Here is a 17,406-nt window from a genome sequence, read left to right on the forward strand (position 1 = left end):
CAAATTGATGCGGTCATTCGACCACGATTGGCCCTTCGCTTAAGCCAATTCGGGCGTGTGGTCAAACAAGCGACGATGCTCGCGCACAGCATACGTATCGGTCATCCCGGCAAGAAAATCGGCAACAAGCCGCGCACGCGCGGCCAAATCGTCCTGTTTTTGCCCATCCCGCCAGCCTTCCGGCATCGTCTGCTCATCGGCCATATAGGCATCGAACAGATCTCTCACGATTTTGTCAGCGGATTTTCTGATACGGATGACGCTCTCGTGAAAATAGAGATTCTTGTAGAGAAATGACTTGAGCAGCTTTTCCTTCGCGCGCATGGCGTCGGAAAACCCGATCAGCATGCGACCAGCGTTGTGAATATCATCCACGGATAGCGGTTGAAGTGCGTCCAGATTCATCTGCGCCGTCGCGATAACATCCTCGACCATGATTGTGATCTGTCGCCTGACGATCTCGTGCGATGTGCGGACATCATCCAGAACAGGATACTTCTCTCTCACAGCGCGCAGGATGTCACCGGTCAGTGCCACATCCTCCAGTGCATCCAGCGACAGAAGCCCCGAGCGCAAGCCATCATCAATATCATGCGCGTTATAGGCAATATCATCCGCAATAGCTGCGCACTGTGCCTCAAGCGAAGCAAAGCGGCCGAGTTCGAGATCGTATTGGCTGTTATATTCCAAAATAGCCGCAGGTACAGGATGCTTCAGCCCCTGGCCATCCGGCCCCGTCAGCGGGCCGTTATGCTTCACCAGCCCCTCCAGTGTCTCCCACGTCAGGTTCAGCCCATCGAATTCTGCGTAACGCTTTTCAAGATTGGTCACGATACGCAATGACTGGGCATTGTGGTCAAAACCGCCAAAATCCTTCATACGTTCATTCAGGGCGTCCTCGCCCGTATGACCGAACGGCGTATGACCGAAATCGTGGACCAGAGCGATGGCTTCCGCCAGATCTTCATCCAGCCGCATGGAGCGGGCCAAGGCGCGGGCAATCTGGGCCACTTCAATCGTATGGGTCAGTCGGGTACGATAATGATCGCCCTCGTGCGCGATGAAGACCTGCGTCTTGTGTTTAAGACGCCGGAAGGCCGTGGAATGGATAATCCGGTCGCGGTCGCGCTGAAAAACCGTGCGCGTCGGACTCTCGCTTTCCGGAACAAGCCGTCCACGACTACGCTGCGGATCGCAGGCATAGGGTGCCCTCTCCCTGTATCCGAAGCCAATTCCCTGCATCGACATGATTGAATTGAGTGCCTTTCCACTTTGCAACCGCTCTGGTCGTTGACTTCGCGGTCGCCAATTCTTAGCTATGGTGTATGATGAATGGCAAGATGTGACATGACAATGTCAACTTGAGCCGGAGCGCGGCGAACTTGTTCGCATTTGGAGCGTGAAGAAATGAGTGATGCAATGAATGTTTCCGTATCCGATGCCGCTGCAAAGCGCATTTCGGCAATTCTGAAATCCGACCCGGACAAGACTGCGCTGCGCATTTCTGTCGAGGGTGGTGGCTGCTCGGGCTTTTCCTACAAGTATGATCTCGTTGATGCACAGGACGCCGACGATATCGTCATAGAGAAGCTGGGTGCAAAGGTTCTGATTGATTCAATATCACTTCCGTACATCGGCGGCTCCGAAATCGATTTTATCGACGATCTGATGGGGCAGTCCTTCCAGATCCGCAATCCCAACGCGACCTCGTCCTGCGGTTGCGGAACCAGTTTTTCCGTCTGACCTGCCGATTTAATGTTGTGCAAAAGCCGCCTCCCGGGCGGCTTTTTGTTTGCAGGCGAGTCTTCAGTGGATTTTGCCCATGGCATCACCTGTCAGGAACATGTGCAGCGTGGTTTTGATTGCCGCCTCACCGCTTGACCCGCTGCCTGAGGCGCGCGTATCGTTCCGCCCATGATCGGTAGAGATTGATATCGATTTTCGCGCAATCAAAAACTCAGCAAAGTCGTTGTTTCCCATGAAAATTGTTACCTGGAACATCAATGGTGTGAAAGCGCGGATCGAAGTCCTGACGGCGTGGTTGCAGGAGTCAAATCCGGACATCGTCTGCCTGCAGGAAATCAAATCTGTCGACGAGCTGTTCCCGCGGGCCGAGATAGAAGCACTGGGCTATCACATCGAAACCCACGGCCAGAAAGGCTTCAACGGTGTAGCCATTTTGTCGAAGAAGACGCCTGACGAGGTCACGCGCGGTCTGCCCGGCGAAGATACCGACGAACAGTCCCGTTTCATCGAAGCGGTATTCTCGACGGAAACAGGCGCTATCCGTGTTGTTTCGCTCTATCTGCCCAACGGCAATCCCATCGATACGGAGAAATTTCCTTACAAGTTGCGCTGGATGGAACGCCTGGAGCGTTGGGCAGAAAGCCGGCTCGCGCTGGAAGAACCGCTGGTGCTTGCCGGCGATTATAATGTCATTGCGGAGCCGAAGGATGCCAAGCACCCGGAAGCATGGGTGAATGATGCGCTTTTTCAGCCGGAAACACGCCAGGCTTTTCGTCGCCTTGAAAATCTCGGCTTTACGGATGCCGTGCGTTCCGTAACCGATGCGGCGGGAATCTATACCTTCTGGGATTATCAGGCTGGCGCATGGCAAAAGAACAATGGCATCCGCATCGATCACCTCATGCTCTCGCCGGAAGCGGCCAACAGACTTGAATCTGCGAGCATCGAGAAACATGTCCGCGCCTGGGAAAAACCCTCGGATCACGTGCCCGTTGCAATTTCCATAGTCTGATTAGGTGCCGCTTTACGCAGGCAGGATCGAGCCAGGCGCTTCAGAAATCGCCTGTTTTGATGATGTCTTCGGCAAGGACAATCGCCGTACGCCGGTCCGCCTCATCAGCAATGGAAAATGCCTGTTCCTGAATATCGCCGATCCAGACACGATCCTGTTTGGACGCACGCTCAAAAGCGGCTGTCATCATGGCCAAGCCACGCACCGTCTTGCCAGCCTGAAACAGGAGGTTGCCGAGCATGGCTTGTGCCCCTGCATGGCCTTTCTGGGCCGAAAGACGGAACCACCGCGCCGCCTGATTTGGATTGGGTTGACCGCCCTCGCCCTTCATCAGCATCTTGCCGAGTTCAAACTGGGCATCGGAGTCACCGAAATTCGATGCAGCCTGCAGATAAAGGTCGCGCGCAGCACCCGGATTGGAGCGGATAGGAGAATTCGGAATGCCGCGCTTTACATATCCGGCGAGCGCAACAAGGGCATCGGCGACGTAGCTTTCATTTTCAGTGCCCTGCTCAGCACCTTCATGCACCACCTGCTCGAACATCTTGTAGGCTTCGTAGTCATCTTCCTTGACGCCATCACCTTCCGCATACATGCGGCCGAGTTTCCAGTTTGCGCCCTGATGCCCCTTTTCCGCAGCAAACCGCAATGCTTTGACCGCTTCATCCTTGTGGCCGTTCTTGTAAGCAGAAAAACCAAACTTGAAGAGATCGAACGGACTCGAATCCTGGTTCATCTCATTGCTTGTATCGAAAGCATGACAAGGCAGGGTCATGGCGCTCAATGCAAGGCCAATCCCGAACATCGGGGCTGCGAAGCGATCAATGATGAACATGACAGTGCACTTCCCTTGCCCGGAACGCATGCGTCGCGGCATTACCGCGCTCAACACAAATCGTCTGGACCTGATTTACGGCACCGCTCGCTGCTGCGCGGCTTGCCATCCAATTTTTACCGGTCAACGCCTTTTGCGCCGCCAGTCTCGTTGTTGAGAAATATCGCACGGCATTCCAGCATTCATTTGACCGCATTCCGGCAATAGTACGGCCGGATTTCGATGAATCTGGTGTACCTGAAAGTGTGGAATCGCACAGGGAGCGCGTCAGTTCCGACATCGCGTAACGGCCATCTCGATAAGCCAGTAAGATCGGTGTTGCGTCCATCATTGCCCCGTGCGGGATATCGGCACCATTGCACGACATCTCTTCAACCATTTACCGGTCGCCGCCCTATCGAGGTGCTCCGGGTTTGTGGCGCAAAATGGGCAAAATTGCCCCTTACCTCCGCCCCGCAAATCATCGCTTAGAAGTGTTGCTGAATCGTCACAAAACGTAATGGAGAAATTCTTACTTTCGCAGAACCAGCATTGCACTGCACAACAAAGCGCGGTCAAAATACTAAAAAGCCCGGTACGAATACCGGGCTTTTCTGTTCAAAGTTGTATGGATCAGAACTTCAACTTGCCTGAAAGAGAGACGGCAGTGACGAGATCGTCGCCGAAGTCATAGGTGGCATCCGTTCCGCATTTCTTCGCTGCATTCGGGCAGGCCGTCGGTCCGTAAGAACCCGATGTCAGCATGCCGATTGCACCACCAAGACGAATTTCAACATTCTTGTTGGGCGAATATGCAACACCACCGGACAGCAGGTATGTATCTGTCTGGGTTGTCAGGCCGGTCGACGTGCCACGATCCCAGCTAACCTGCAGCTGACCGCTCCACTGATCATTGAACTTGTGACCAACGCCGCCTGTTACCGTCCAGCCGTCCTGGAACATCAGATCAAGCGAAGTGGCGCGTGCTGGAGAAGCCGGGCCGCAAGCAATCTTGCCCTGTGTAGCCGTGGGGCAGAACGCGATCACGTTGAGAACGCTCCAATCGACCCACTTGACGGAGCCATAAGCCAGCCAGCCGGGAGCAAAACCGCTTTGCAGCTTGAATTCAACCGACTGCGGCATCGTCGCTGTGCCATAGACGTCGGTAATTCTGCCACCGATGCCGGGAGCCAAAGGCGACTGCGTAAGATCGAGTGTTCCTGTTACGGTGCCCAGATCAACTTCGGAGTTATAGATCAGGCTAGCGCGCAGCGCGATTTCAGGAATTTCGTAGGCAGCACCGATGCGCCAGCCAACACCATTGCCCTCAAGATCAAGACGACCTGTACCATCGAAACGGCCGGGGAAACCAGGATGAACCTGACGTTCTTTGAAACCGGACACTTCCTGATAGGAAACGCCGCCGATGATCCGGAAATCACCCTTTTCGCCAACATTGAACTTGTAGGAGCAGGTCAGGCCCCAATCTTCACTCTTGACCTTGGTTTCGATGTTCTGGTTGACGCCGGCCCAATTGTTGCCGGGCTTGGTATGAACGCCCCATGGCTGGCTGTAGGTGCCAAGGCAATCGAGATCAGGGGTGATGCCGACTTTGGCGCCAAACTTGTAAACGGAATAGTCCGGCGTTTCGCTTGCTGTCGACTTCTTGTTGTTGTTGTTGCCGTCGCGTGGATCGGTATCCTTGGCATTCTTGATCTTGCGATCGGGCATAACGTAGATCACGCCACCTTCGGTCGCAAAGCGCTCTTCACTGAAGAGAAGATCCCAGTTGTAGCCGCCGCGCTCAAGGCCACCCGCCTGAGCTGCAGTCGCAACACCCGTCAAAAGCAGCGCGCCGCCGATGATTGTGGAAATAGTCTTAGTCATTAAGTCCTCCCCGAGACCTGGAAACCCCTGAACACGCGATCACAGTTCAGCAAAATTGTTACCAATACGTAATAGGTAACAAAGCGCGAGAATCGTGCAACTTGTTTGCAGCGGGCATTTTCCGGAGCTTCGAGGCACGAAATTCCAAAATGGGGAACTTTCGCGTTTTTTCCCTCAAACTTTTCTGATTTTTACAGTGCACGAGCACTCGATGAGGCCAGAAACGGCCTATTTTCAGCCAAAAAGCGTCAATGTTGCTCAAATGCAACGGCGTCTAAAAATGACCGAATTGAGGCGGATAACTGTCGAAAGTAGGGTGCGCTCCCCATTCATTCAAGGGGAGCACACATTAAATCAATCAAATTGAGAATCAATTAGCCCAAAATGATTAGTTTGATCACCCGGCCTCGCTCACGCGGCGAATGGCGATTTCGATCTTTTCGATCGATGCCTGGAGTTCGACAAGGCGTTCGCGTTCCGCCTCGACAATCTCAGGTTTGGCATTGGCAACGAACTTCTCATTGCCGAGTTTCTTTTCAATCTTGCCAATGTCCTCGTTGATCTTCCCGGCTTCCTTGCCAAGACGAGCCACCTCAGCTTTCACGTCGATCAGGCTGCCCAGCGGCAGGCAGGCAGTTGCTTCGCCAATAACAAACTGCGCCGAACCCTTGGGCGCTTCGTCAGCCAGATCAATCGTTTCAACACGGGCACGCCATTTGATTGAGGCTTCATGGCGTACCAGCCGCTCCTTGGTCGCCTCGCTTGCGCCGACAACGACGAGTGGTGCGGTCGCGGAGGCCGGAACATTCATTTCCGCGCGGACGGAACGGATTCCGGTCACCAGATCAATCAGCCAATTGATATCTGCAGCGGCTTCCCCATCCAGGAAATCCGGCGCGGGCCAGCCTGCATGGCAAAGCAAAGTTTCACGCACCTGCCCCTCGCCGGCCGTGTGGGCCCAAAGCTCTTCGGTCATGAACGGCATGAATGGATGCAGCAGCTTGTAGATTTCATCCAGAACATAGGCAGCGCAGGCCTGGGCTTCCGCCTTGGCGTCCGCATCGTCGCCATTGAACACCGGCTTCAGCAATTCAATGTACCAATCGCAGAACTGGTTCCAGACGAAACGATAGGCAGCGCCGGCAGCTTCATTGAAGCGATAGTTCGTAATGCCGTCGGTAACGTCCCGCACTGCATTGGTGAGTTCTGTCAAAATCCAGCGGTTAACAGCCAGCTTGGTGTTTTCCGGACGGAACGATGCGTTGTGCGCAACACCGTTCATCTCGGCAAAGCGGGTAGAATTCCATAGCTTCGTACCAAAATTCCGGTACCCGGCAATGCGTGCTGGATCGAGCTTAACATCACGTCCCTGCGCCGCCATGATGGCGAGCGTGAAGCGCAGGGCATCTGCGCCATACTCGTCAATCAATTCGATCGGATCGATGACGTTGCCCAATGATTTTGACATCTTGGCGCCATTCTTGTCACGAACGAGCGCATGCAGATAAACGGTATGGAACGGCTCTTCATTCATGAAGTGCAGCCCCATCATCATCATCCGGGCGACCCAGAAGAAGATAATGTCAAAACCGGTGACCAGCACGTCGGTCTGATAATAAGTGGCGAGCTCCGGTGTCTTGTCCGGCCAGCCTAGCGTCGAGAATGGCCATAGCGCTGACGAGAACCACGTATCGAGCACATCCTCGTCGCGTGTGAGGATTTCGCCAGGTTTCAGATTCTCCAGCAGACCCTGAACATGAGCTTTCATCGGCCCCTCATGCGCCAGATAATGCTGAACCGCAGCGCTGAGTGCCTCCTCTTCGGTCTTCTCGACGAAAACCTGACCATCGGGACCATACCACGCCGGAATCTGATGTCCCCACCAAAGCTGGCGCGAAATCGTCCAGGGCTGGATATTCTCCATCCATTCGAAATAGGTCTTTTCCCAATTTTTCGGAACGATGTTTGTACGGCCCTCACGGACGCTGGCAATCGCCGGCTTTGCGAGTTCACCTGCATTTACGTACCACTGATCGGTGAGATAAGGCTCAATCGGTACGCCTCCGCGATCCCCGTGCGGAACCATATGCGTGTGATCGTCGATTTTTTCGAGATAACCGCCTTCTTCCATCATGCCGACGATCAGCTTACGGGCGGCAAAACGGTCCTTGCCATCCAGCGCGTGCACCAGTTGATCAAGATGACTCGATTTCTCCAAACCTTCGAAGAACTCATTGTTTTCCTTGAGATAGATCGAGGCATCCGTATTCAGAATATTGATCTGGCGCAGATTGTTGCGTTTGCCAACTTCCGCATCATTGAAATCATGCGCGGGTGTAATTTTTACTGCACCCGATCCGGCTTCGGGATCGGCGTAATTATCTGCAACAATAGGAATCAACCGGCCAACAAGAGGCAGAACAACATTGCTGTCGAGAACAGCATGATAGCGCTCGTCTTTGGGATTGACGGCAACACCCGTATCGCCAAGCATGGTTTCGGGGCGCGTTGTGGCAACAACGATATAAGTGTGCGGATTCTCCGGATCAAAAGCGATGTTTTCGAGTGGATATCGAAAATGCCAGAGATGACCTTTGACTTCACGCTGCTCGACTTCGATGTCGGAAATCGTTGTCAGCAGCTTTGGATCCCAATTAACGAGGCGCTTGTCCTTGTAGATCAGCCCCTCCTTGTAGAGGGTCACAAAAACCTCAAGAACCGCCCTGGAGAGCCCCTCGTCCATCGTGAAGCGTTCGCGTGACCAATCACAGGATGCGCCGAGGCGCTTGAGCTGCCCCGCGATGATGCCGCCAGACTCGGATTTCCATTCCCAGACGCGCTCGACGAACTTCTCGCGTCCCATGGCGCGGCGTCCCGGCTGCTGGCGCTCCATCAGCTGGCGCTCCACCACCATCTGCGTTGCAATGCCCGCATGGTCCATACCTGGCTGCCACAGCACGTTCTTGCCGCGCATGCGCTCGAAGCGCACAAGAATGTCCTGGATCGTATTGTTCAGCGCATGGCCCATGTGCAGCGAGCCGGTCACATTGGGCGGAGGAATGACGATAGCAAAAGGATCAGCGCCGGGCTTTGATCCGGCTCCAGCCTTGAATGCACCGGCTTCGTCCCAGCGTTCTGCGATCTTCGGCTCTATGGCCGCGGCGTCATAGGTCTTCTCAAGCATGCGAATAGTCCGTCATTTTTGCGGAAAAGGATTAGCTACGGTGTAAACCGAATGGCTCGGCATAAGTCAATGATGACTTGGCGAACGTCAACGGTGTGATCTTGACTTAAAAGATGGAGGAACTATCGAATAAGTGTCGCGCATTGCTGACTATTTTGGGGGAATGGCATGAAATTCCATAGGCTTATTGCAGCGGGCGCTGCTGCAACAATTTTGGCTGGATGCGGTGTATCCGAGGGAAGATACAAGGAAGTACAGGGGCAGTTGGCGAAACCGGAGAAACAAAAGATCGAGGTGGGCAACTGTACGATCATGTTCGGTAATCAGTCAGCAAAAATGCGCCAGAACATGGCCGTCCTAGCCGGAACCAGTGTCGCTGTCATGCCTACCGTCATTTGCAAGCGCATCATACAGGGTGTTGCAAGCGGAAAGCTTACTCGTGAAGATATCAATTCAGTGACGAACGGCGTCATGACCCCGAACGCGCTCAAAATCATTCAGGGACGATAAGTTTCGCAGCCTGATATCAGCGCTTGGCGCCGCGCGCCACGCGCTCGATTTCCTCACGCACGAGCCGTTCGACCAGATTTGGCAAATTGTTGTCGAGCCAGTCCTGCAACAGTGGCCGCATGATTTCCTGCGCGATCTCGTCAAAAGAGCGCCGTTGTTCATTCTGTACGGCGAAAGAAAGATCACCAAAGGCAGCACTGACCTGACGCTCGGTTGCCTCCGAGAGGATTGGCTCCAGCGCGCGCTCCAGATCCAGAGACACCTCTTCCCCGATGGAAGACTCGGACGCTTCATCAGCAGGCGCTGGCTGCTCCAACTGTGATGCAAGATCTTGCTGTTCTTCCGTCTTGAGCTGTTCCGGCTCAACCTCCGCTTCAGGCTGTGGCTCGGGCATGGTCACAGGTGGGTCGATAACGGCTTCCGGCGCTTCAAAGGTCTGAAAGTCCTGTACGTGATAGTCCACGGGCTCATGAATGACCGGGCCGGGTGCAGCGGGAGCCTCCAGAACCTCTGGCTCTGCGACCGGCGGCACTGCAGCTGGTTCGCGTTCGACCAGTTTTGACTGAAGCGGCGAGAATGGCCGCCCCAGCGGAGCCTCGTAGGATTGCGGAACCGGATGCGAAACAGCAATACCCTCACGCGGCGGTAATTCCGCCTCATCGTCGACCACATCATAAGAGTGTGGCTGCGCCTGGGCTGCTGCGGTCTGCGCCGGAACATCCGAATTGACTGGTGTCGGCACAACATCATCCCGCGTCGTATCACTCTCTTCAATGATGCGCCGGATCGAGGCGAGAATCTCTTCCATGGAAGGTTCACGCGCCACGCTGGATGATTGTGCCATGATACTCTCGCCTACTACATCTTGTTTCGCTGCCGAGCAACGAATCTGTATTCAGTGTAGAGACTTACATGGTCTTTGAGAATCCCTCGGGCGGGCAATACGCTCTAACCCACAGACTTTTCTGAGTGTGGGAATTCCGCCATCTGATCTGGAAACAGAAATGCCGCCGGGTTGTTTAACCGGCGGCATCCCGATATTCACAAACGAGCAGGCTTAAATGCCTAGCGACCGTCCGGGGTACGCAATCCGAACCACTTGTCCTTGACGGCTTCATAATGCTCTTCAGGCTTGTATTCTGCCACCTTCAAGCCAACGCGCTCCGGCGAAAGCCGTCCAACGGCCAAGAGAACAGCATAACTCGTCACAACGCTGTCGCGCTCTGCCTGCGCCAAGGCAATCTGGCCCGTCAGAACCTGCGCCTGCTGCTGCAACACGTCGAACGTTGTGCGCTGCCCGACTTTGCGTTCCTCGATCACGCCGTTCAACGCGAGCTGTGCAGCCGAGATCACGGTTTTCTGCGCAACGATGGACGCCTTGGCTGCCTCCAACTCCGACCAGGCTTTGGCAATCGCCTGACGCACGCTGTCCCGCGTTACGTCGACTTCGATCCGGCGCTGGGCTGCAGTTTCCTTGGCCTGACGCACAAGCGCTGGCGTACGGCCACCGCTGTAGATCGGAATGGTTAGCGTGATGCCTGCGGATGCAGTGGTATTGTCCGTTGTCGTGGATGACGTGGCGCCTGAAAAGAATTCATTGCGATTGACGCTCCCGCTCAAACCAACCTGCGGCAGCAGAGCACCTTCATTGGATTTTACGTTATAGCCAGCGGCATCGAGGGCATATTGAGTTGCCAAAATCGCCGGATGATCATTCGCTGCAACGGAAAAAGCCGAATCCATGGATCTGGGCAAATTCTTTGACGCAATGCTCGCCGACTTGAGGCCCGTTGGTGAAGCACCAACGATCTGGATATAGGTTGCTTCTGCCGTCTTGGCATCCGAACGAGCGACGTTCAACGTTGCAATAGCCGAGGCTTTCTCCGCGTCAGCCTGCGCAACGTCGGTACGGGTGCCTTCACCCACATCGAATCGAGCCTTGGCAGCACGAAGCTGCTCGTCGAGGAATTCAAGGTTCTTTTGGCGCAGAACAACGATCTGGCGCGCCAGATACACGTCCATATATGCCTGAGCCGCACTGAAAAGCAGGTTCTGCGTGTTGTTCCGCAGATTTTCGCGCGCTGCAAGAACCTGTGTCTTGGCCGAGGCTACATTGTTTTTGGTTTGAAATCCGTCAAACAATGTCTGATTGATCGAAATGCCAAAGGTACCCGTTGTAGCATTTGCAGTACTGCTGCCATCATTCCGGCGGGCCGTCGCGGTCAGATCCGCTGTCGCCGAAATTGTCGGGCGATAACCCGACTTTGCTACCGCAACACCCTCATCCGTAACACGCACACCGGCGCGATCAGCATTGAGCGTGGAATTGTTGCCATACGCCTTGGCCATAGCGCCAAGGATCGTTTCTGCCAGTGAAGGCGTAGAGGTCAAGACCGTCGCCGACAGCAGCGCCGCGGTGAGTACTCGCTTACCCGCTATGAACACCATAAACCCCTTCATTCTGTAAAACTTGGAAACCCCAGACCGAACCGATTGGTTCGACCACATGTCGTTCATTAGCTTTCAATTTACAAGATGACCACAGACACATTTCTCGATATGCGAACAAACTGGTCAACCGTTGCACTTTTGTCTCATGCGCGACAATCAAAACTCAAACTCAGCTACCCTCTCAAAACCGGGAAGTGGCTTCACGGCAGAGTTGAAAGCAGGACGACCAGATACAACCCCGTCATTCTTGACATAGATCATGGCCCGTCCGGAATTCCCTGCGCCTTCTACGGCAACAAGGCGTCCCCCATCCTTCAACTGGTCGAATAATGGACCAGGAACGTGATCAATGCCACCCTCAAACAGAATGACATCGTAAGGCGCTTCCGAAGCGTAGCCATTTTGCAGCGGAGTACTGACCACGACCACATTGTCGTAGCCCAGCTCCGCTAGTGTGGTTGTCGCCTGATCTGCAAGGCTTTGATCGCTTTCCAGTGCAATGACTGATCCGGCGATTCGCGAAAGCACGCCAGCCGAATAACCCGTTGCACATCCAATATCGAGCACGACATCATCAGGCTGGACATTGGCCAATTGCACAAGCTTGGCAAACGGCGAAGGCTGCATCAGATACCGTGCGCCCGATCCTGCTGTGGCAGCGGACACCAGAACATCATCATCGATATAGGCAAGCGGCACGCGGGCGGCCGGTACAAACTTTTCACGAGGAATATCAAGGAACGCCTGAAGCAAAGGTTTGTTGGTCACATCAGTTGTACGCAACTGATTGTCGACCATCTTGATGCGAAGATCTTCAAAGTTCAGCGTCATGGTCCACAAGCTTTCCTGGCAAGGCACTTGCAACGCAGAGCGCTTGCAAGCGCGTAACGGGCCTCCGCCGGTTGATTACGGCAGAAGCAATATTTAGGACAGGATGTGGCAAAAAATTAAGCCATCGTCAATCAATGTCTGCCGTTGAGAGGCAACAGGCGGGCCATTTGTGCTCGAATACCCGCTCTTTCTCGCGAGGCGTAATCTTTGTGCAACTCTCGACACGTTTTTCAGGGGGCGGAATGCCCGACCGATCGTCGCGCAAACGAATCTTTGACCACCTAAGCCGGCTGCCGGATTGAGATTCGGACCATTGGACCGCTCCATGTCATACTCTGCACCCACGCTTGGGGCGGGTAGTTGCTCGACTTACGGATAGCCTTACATCCGGAAGTATAACAAAAACAGGCGTCGAACTGATTGAAAATCCGTGGTAAAGTAAAACCAACTGAAGCTACTTTTGTTTACCTTGCCATTGTTTTCCGCTCACGCATGCACTCAATTCTGTGATTGAACTGACAACAAGCACCTGCCATTGTCACATGCAGGCACAAGGAATCGGTAAGCTGCGATAGGAATTAGGCGTAAATGATTGATTTCAAAGGACTAGGCGACTTCCCCGTCAGTCACGACGAACTCACTGGACTGGCCGATAGGGATGCGCTTGAAGAACATCTGGACAGTCTGTGCGCATCTTACGGCGAAAGTGACTTCGTTGATCGCATCGAATTCGCCATCCTATGTATCGATATTGATAGCTTTAAGACCATCAACGAACAGCACGGCCGCAGCGACGGCGATAACCTTCTGCGATCGGTCGCAGACCGGCTCCAGTCTTGTCTGCGCAAGAACGATGTCGTCTATCGTCTGGGTGGCGACGAGTTCGCAATCGTGCTCGTCCAGGTGACAGCTGAAGAGACCGCCCGTGTTGCCGACAGGATTATCGGGTCAATCTCGCAGCCCTACGATCTGGGCGGCGACGCACCGATCAGAATAACGGCGACCATTGGCGCCGCGCTCGCGCCACGCGATGGCCAGACCCCGGAAAGCCTGCTCTGGTGTGGTGATGCTGCGCTCTATATTGCAAAGAATGCCGGTAGAGGCGTGTATCGCCGTTACTCGGAACGCCGCTCCAGCTAGGCCGCAAGCTCATTCGTCCGATCGAAATGGCATGCGGATTGGATTCGGCCCTTTATCCCTCGTGCCGCCGCCACTCGTACGACAACGGTACAAATGACCGACACCATGAATCTGATAGAACGGCAGGCTTTTGAACAGGCGAATGAGGGCATTCGCCTGGGCGCCATTGGCGACCATACACTGGCGGTCAAGCATTGGGAAAAGGCCTCGCGCATAGCCGACGAGCATTTGCCGGGCGCAGATATCAATTTCTGGATCAAGAGCGGTTTTGGCGCCGCCCTCTTTGACGCGAAACGCTACGAAGAAAGCATCGCCATGTCGCAGATAGCCCGCGACTGGTGTCTTAGCCATAAACAACCACTGGCATCACTCTCCATTGCCCGCTCGTACCTCGCCCTTGGGCAAAACAACAACGCGACAGCTTACTTGCGCGAAATCCACAGCCTGATCGGTAACGATATATTCGCAGCGTTCAAAGATTCCGACGAGGTTAAAATACACTCGGCGCTCTCGGATGACGGTAAGAGTTGAGATAAATCCAGCAATACCAATATTTTAATCGATTTTACTGCACATTTTTGCATCCCTATATTACCGACACCGGCCAGTTGTTTTAAATTGAAATTAAAATCTCCATCGCCGCCGTCATTTTTGTAATAGACCGTCGCAATTGTTGATTTGAACTGCGGAACTCTTGCCTATTTTGATCGTTATCACGTCCGGCAGTTCAATTCGGAGTCACAGAATGACGATCAAGACCGTTCCACAGGAAGTCTACCAGCGCCATGAGCGTGAATGGCAGTTGCTGCGCGAAGCTTTGGCCAAGAATAAATCCGCCAGCGACGCTCAGCCGATTGTCAGCGTCACATCCGGTGCGACGACCGAAGCTGTTCCTGGCGCCTTCCCGCAATAATCCAGCAAGCATACAAACCCGCATAGTCTGCATCGTGGACTGTGCGGGTTTTATTTTGCCTGCGGTTCGGCTGTGTTTAACGGGGATCCGACGCGTGAAGATACGCTGAATGTTTATCCCGATGCGCAGCCGCTAAAGTATGTGGAGTGGGAGATTTGGAGGCCTCGCCCGGAATCGAACCGGGGTGCAAGGATTTGCAGTCCTCTGCGTAACCACTCCGCCACGAGGCCTCATTCACAGGAGACAACGCATAGGGCTTTGAATCTCCGGTGCCGTTCTCTAGGAGACCAGACCAACGCCGTCAAGTCATTCCCGACAAAATCCTTTCGCCACAGCAAACAGAATCGAGCGGTGGCTATGGTGGCATTTTCCGCCATCAATTATGCTTCCGATCATGGAGCCTCTCACCAATCCGGCGAAGCCAGATCACCTCGCCCCAGTGACTTCTGCATCAATACCGTGTCGACCCATTGGCCGAATTTGAAACCGACGGAACGCAATGTTCCGACAGTCTCAAAGCCGACCCGCTCATGTAACTTCAAAGATCCCATATTGCCGCTGTTGCCGATGATGGCGACCATCTGCCGCCAGTTGCCTGCCTCGCAGCGCTGAACAAGTTGCAGCAGCAATGACGACCCAATCCCCCGACCTGACAATCCATTGGCCACATAGACCGAATCTTCCACTGTAAAGCGATAGGCAGGACGAGGCCGGTAGACGGTCGCATAGCTGTAACCCATGATGCGCCCGTTCATGACAGCCACCAGATAGGGCAAACCAGCGGCGAGAACACTTGCCCTGCGCGCCAGCATTTCATCCAGTGACGGCACATCAGTTTCGAAGGACGCGATGCCATTAAGCACGTGATAGGCATAAATGGCCTGAACCGATATCATATCGCGATCTTCTGCATCGCGTATGTGCACGGCAGTGGAATCAGAATGCGAAGCCTCTGATTCAAACAGTTGATTATCCAAGAGTTTATCCTTTGGTTTTCCACGCAGAATATCGGCGGGCGTCAGGCCGATATCATCCAGTAAATCTGAATCTAGCCCGCGCAACGTCTCAAGCTGATGGATTCGCGATTGCGGTGCGGCTGTCAGATACCAATCCACCTGCTGCAACAATGTGCGGATCCTACATGTTCTAGCAGTCACCTACCGTCTCCTGCGCATGCTATTTGCCGCCAATCGGCAAGGAAGCCAGTGGTACTCTGATCCCATTCGCGATATAAAAAAAGCTTTGGAAGCCTATACGAATTATAAGGAAACCTTTGTGTCGTCCCTGAACCTTGATCAGCTTGCAACCTTCGTTGAGGTTATCGAACTCGGCAGCTTTTCGGCTGCCGCTGACCGGTTGAACATCAGCCAGCCGGCCGTGAGTCTGCAGGTTCGCCAACTGGAAAAACGGCTTGGCGTTCACCTGATCGAACGAATCGGCCGCAAAGCCACGCCGACTGCCGCAGGCACTGAACTTCTGGCCCATGCCGGACGTATCAACCGGGAAGTTTCCGGTGCTCTCGACGCCATGGCCAGATATACGACCGAAACGATCGGGCGCGTGCGGCTGGGCACCGGAGCGACGGCCTGCATCTATCTGCTTCCGCCACTCCTGCGCAGCCTGCGTCAGGGCTTTCCTTCGCTGGATATCACCGTCAGCACGGGTAACACGGCAGATATGGTCAAGGCGGTGGAAGACAATGTCCTCGATATTGCACTCGTGACCATGCCCGCATCGGGCAGGATGCTGGATATCAAATCAATCCTGCAGGATGAATTTGTTGCCGTTGCACCGGCTGGCGTCGTGATGCCGCCGCAAGTTACTGCTGCGGAACTGGCCAAAAACCCGCTGATTCTGTTCGAACCTTCAGGCAATACGCGCCGGATCATCGACCGGTGGTTTGAGCAAAGCGGCGTCGCCATGCAGCCGGTCATGTCACTGGGCAGCGTGGAGGCAATCAAGGAACTGGTACGGGCCGGACTAGGCTGGGCCATTCTGCCGGCGATGTCGGTACGGGAGCCGGAGCAAAGACGGTCCTTCACCGTACGCCCGCTCATCCCTAACCTGCACCGCGAACTGGCGCTTATTATACGACAGGACAAAACGGTGACCCGGGGCCTGCGCGCCTTGATCGCGGCAATCACCGAAACCGGCATACGCAGGCAGATATGAGAAAAGAGCCTCGCAGATGGGCCGGGCCGTGATCGAATCAAAAGTACGAATCGGAAGAAAGCAGCCTGCGTGATTCAAATCAGGCTTTGCTGTTGCTGGCGGAAGAGCGATTCCCCTTCCAGCGTCTTCCCAATTTCACTTCAAGCTGCCGGCGCTTGCGCCTTACAATCGCAGAATCATGCGACAGCACGACAAGGCCCAGCGGAATCATCCAGAAACCGAGAATCGGCAGAAAACCAAGCGTTCCGCCAACAACGAGCGCGCCGCCGAGTGTGCGACGCATTGCCACCGATTGCGGTATCGGCACATGGCGGCCAAAGATACGCATATGCCGGCGTTTTGGTGTGGCAGAATGCTCTTCAGCACCGCTAGATGTATGATTACCGGCGTTTTCGGGGCGTTCAGTCACTCAGCAACTCTTTCGTGTTTGGCGTTCGTCAGACCCCCGATGTAGGGATGCTGGACGGGCATTTCATCCTTTCCTGTGAACATTATATGAAAAAAAGCGAAATGGTCCTTTGCAAAAGCGAAACCCTTTTGCTATAGGCCACTTCGCTGATGACTGAGTAGCTCTTCCCCGGTAGCTCAGTGGTAGAGCAACCGGCTGTTAACCGGTTGGTCGCTGGTTCGAATCCGGCCCGGGGAGCCAGTCACCTCAAAGGCTTAGCAGCTCACGCTGCTGAGCCTTTTGCTTTTTGAGCCTTTCCCCTTGCCGCTGACGGTATTGCGATTGCTCCCTCGTCCAT

The 17,406-nt window shown here is 54.4% G+C and carries 17 protein-coding genes and 2 tRNA genes; 8 read left to right on the top strand and 11 right to left on the bottom strand.

The window, feature by feature from the left end:
- Positions 1–39: 39 nt before the first annotated feature.
- Entirely contained in the window at positions 40–1,248 is a 1,209-nt protein-coding gene (locus tag FHW16_RS21965) for a deoxyguanosinetriphosphate triphosphohydrolase (protein WP_182551425.1), read from the bottom strand.
- Positions 1,249–1,419: 171 nt separating this feature from the next.
- On the opposite strand from FHW16_RS21965, the gene erpA reads away from it, so the two are divergent.
- The gene (erpA, locus tag FHW16_RS21970; RefSeq protein WP_182551502.1) at positions 1,420–1,743 is read left to right on the top strand and encodes an iron-sulfur cluster insertion protein ErpA; all 324 of its coding nucleotides are present in this window, start codon (positions 1,420–1,422) and stop codon (positions 1,741–1,743) included.
- 235 nt (positions 1,744–1,978) lie between these two features.
- Entirely contained in the window at positions 1,979–2,758 is a 780-nt protein-coding gene (xth, locus tag FHW16_RS21975) for an exodeoxyribonuclease III (protein WP_182551426.1), read from the top strand.
- A gap of 40 nt (positions 2,759–2,798) precedes the next feature.
- Here the strand turns inward: xth and FHW16_RS21980 are convergent, their stop codons facing one another.
- From FHW16_RS21980 to FHW16_RS21995, 4 genes are all read right to left on the bottom strand, one after another.
- The gene (locus FHW16_RS21980; RefSeq protein WP_182551427.1) at positions 2,799–3,593 is read right to left on the bottom strand and encodes a tetratricopeptide repeat protein; all 795 of its coding nucleotides are present in this window, start codon (positions 3,591–3,593) and stop codon (positions 2,799–2,801) included.
- Positions 3,580–3,972: a hypothetical protein gene (locus tag FHW16_RS21985; RefSeq protein ID WP_182551428.1), complete on the bottom strand. Its 393-nt coding sequence runs from the start codon at positions 3,970–3,972 to the stop codon at positions 3,580–3,582. Before FHW16_RS21985 ends, FHW16_RS21980 begins: the two co-directional genes overlap by 14 nt.
- A 233-nt stretch (positions 3,973–4,205) precedes the next feature.
- Positions 4,206–5,459: an OmpP1/FadL family transporter gene (locus FHW16_RS21990; protein ID WP_182551429.1), complete on the bottom strand. Its 1,254-nt coding sequence runs from the start codon at positions 5,457–5,459 to the stop codon at positions 4,206–4,208.
- 397 nt (positions 5,460–5,856) lie between these two features.
- Positions 5,857–8,643, bottom strand: a complete 2,787-nt coding sequence (locus tag FHW16_RS21995) for a valine--tRNA ligase (RefSeq protein ID WP_182551430.1) — start codon at positions 8,641–8,643, stop codon at positions 5,857–5,859.
- Between the two features lie 168 nt (positions 8,644–8,811).
- On the opposite strand from FHW16_RS21995, the gene FHW16_RS22000 reads away from it, so the two are divergent.
- Entirely contained in the window at positions 8,812–9,153 is a 342-nt protein-coding gene (locus FHW16_RS22000; protein WP_182551431.1) for a hypothetical protein, read from the top strand.
- Positions 9,154–9,169: 16 nt separating this feature from the next.
- Here the strand turns inward: FHW16_RS22000 and FHW16_RS22005 are convergent, their stop codons facing one another.
- The 3 genes from FHW16_RS22005 to FHW16_RS22015 all read right to left on the bottom strand — a co-directional run bounded on the left by FHW16_RS22005 (position 9,170) and on the right by FHW16_RS22015 (position 12,435).
- Positions 9,170–9,997 (bottom strand): PopZ family protein, encoded by an 828-nt coding sequence (locus FHW16_RS22005; protein WP_182551432.1) that lies wholly within the window; start codon positions 9,995–9,997, stop codon positions 9,170–9,172.
- A 221-nt stretch (positions 9,998–10,218) separates the two neighbouring features.
- Complete coding sequence (locus FHW16_RS22010) at positions 10,219–11,613, bottom strand: TolC family outer membrane protein (RefSeq protein WP_182551433.1); 1,395 nt, start codon at positions 11,611–11,613, stop codon at positions 10,219–10,221.
- Positions 11,614–11,760: 147 nt separating this feature from the next.
- A complete protein-coding gene (locus tag FHW16_RS22015) occupies positions 11,761–12,435 on the bottom strand; it encodes a protein-L-isoaspartate O-methyltransferase family protein (protein ID WP_182551434.1) in 675 nt (224 codons plus the stop codon).
- Positions 12,436–13,023: 588 nt separating this feature from the next.
- On the opposite strand from FHW16_RS22015, the gene FHW16_RS22020 reads away from it, so the two are divergent.
- The 3 genes from FHW16_RS22020 (at position 13,024) to FHW16_RS22030 (ending at position 14,488) form a co-directional block, all read left to right on the top strand.
- Positions 13,024–13,575, top strand: a complete 552-nt coding sequence (locus FHW16_RS22020; RefSeq protein ID WP_182551435.1) for a GGDEF domain-containing protein — start codon at positions 13,024–13,026, stop codon at positions 13,573–13,575.
- Positions 13,576–13,668: 93 nt separating this feature from the next.
- The gene (locus FHW16_RS22025) at positions 13,669–14,106 is read left to right on the top strand and encodes a tetratricopeptide repeat protein (protein WP_182551436.1); all 438 of its coding nucleotides are present in this window, start codon (positions 13,669–13,671) and stop codon (positions 14,104–14,106) included.
- Between the two features lie 214 nt (positions 14,107–14,320).
- On the top strand, positions 14,321–14,488 hold the full coding sequence (locus tag FHW16_RS22030; protein WP_182551437.1) for a hypothetical protein: 168 nt from the start codon (positions 14,321–14,323) through the stop codon (positions 14,486–14,488).
- 156 nt (positions 14,489–14,644) lie between these two features.
- Here the strand turns inward: FHW16_RS22030 and FHW16_RS22035 are convergent.
- A tRNA-Cys gene (locus FHW16_RS22035) sits at positions 14,645–14,718 on the bottom strand.
- A gap of 174 nt (positions 14,719–14,892) precedes the next feature.
- Positions 14,893–15,453 (bottom strand): GNAT family N-acetyltransferase, encoded by a 561-nt coding sequence (locus FHW16_RS22040; RefSeq protein WP_281410136.1) that lies wholly within the window; start codon positions 15,451–15,453, stop codon positions 14,893–14,895.
- A gap of 310 nt (positions 15,454–15,763) precedes the next feature.
- On the opposite strand from FHW16_RS22040, the gene FHW16_RS22045 reads away from it, so the two are divergent.
- On the top strand, positions 15,764–16,660 hold the full coding sequence (locus tag FHW16_RS22045; protein ID WP_182551438.1) for a LysR substrate-binding domain-containing protein: 897 nt from the start codon (positions 15,764–15,766) through the stop codon (positions 16,658–16,660).
- Positions 16,661–16,739: 79 nt separating this feature from the next.
- Here FHW16_RS22045 and FHW16_RS22050 read toward each other — a convergent pair whose 3' ends face one another.
- Complete coding sequence (locus FHW16_RS22050; RefSeq protein ID WP_182551504.1) at positions 16,740–16,988, bottom strand: hypothetical protein; 249 nt, start codon at positions 16,986–16,988, stop codon at positions 16,740–16,742.
- 246 nt (positions 16,989–17,234) lie between these two features.
- Here FHW16_RS22050 and FHW16_RS22055 point away from each other — a divergent pair.
- A tRNA-Asn gene (locus FHW16_RS22055) sits at positions 17,235–17,309 on the top strand.
- Positions 17,310–17,406 lie beyond the last annotated feature (97 nt).

The sequence above is a fragment of the Phyllobacterium myrsinacearum genome (assembly GCF_014138285.1).
Lineage (GTDB): Bacteria > Pseudomonadota > Alphaproteobacteria > Rhizobiales > Rhizobiaceae > Phyllobacterium > Phyllobacterium myrsinacearum_A.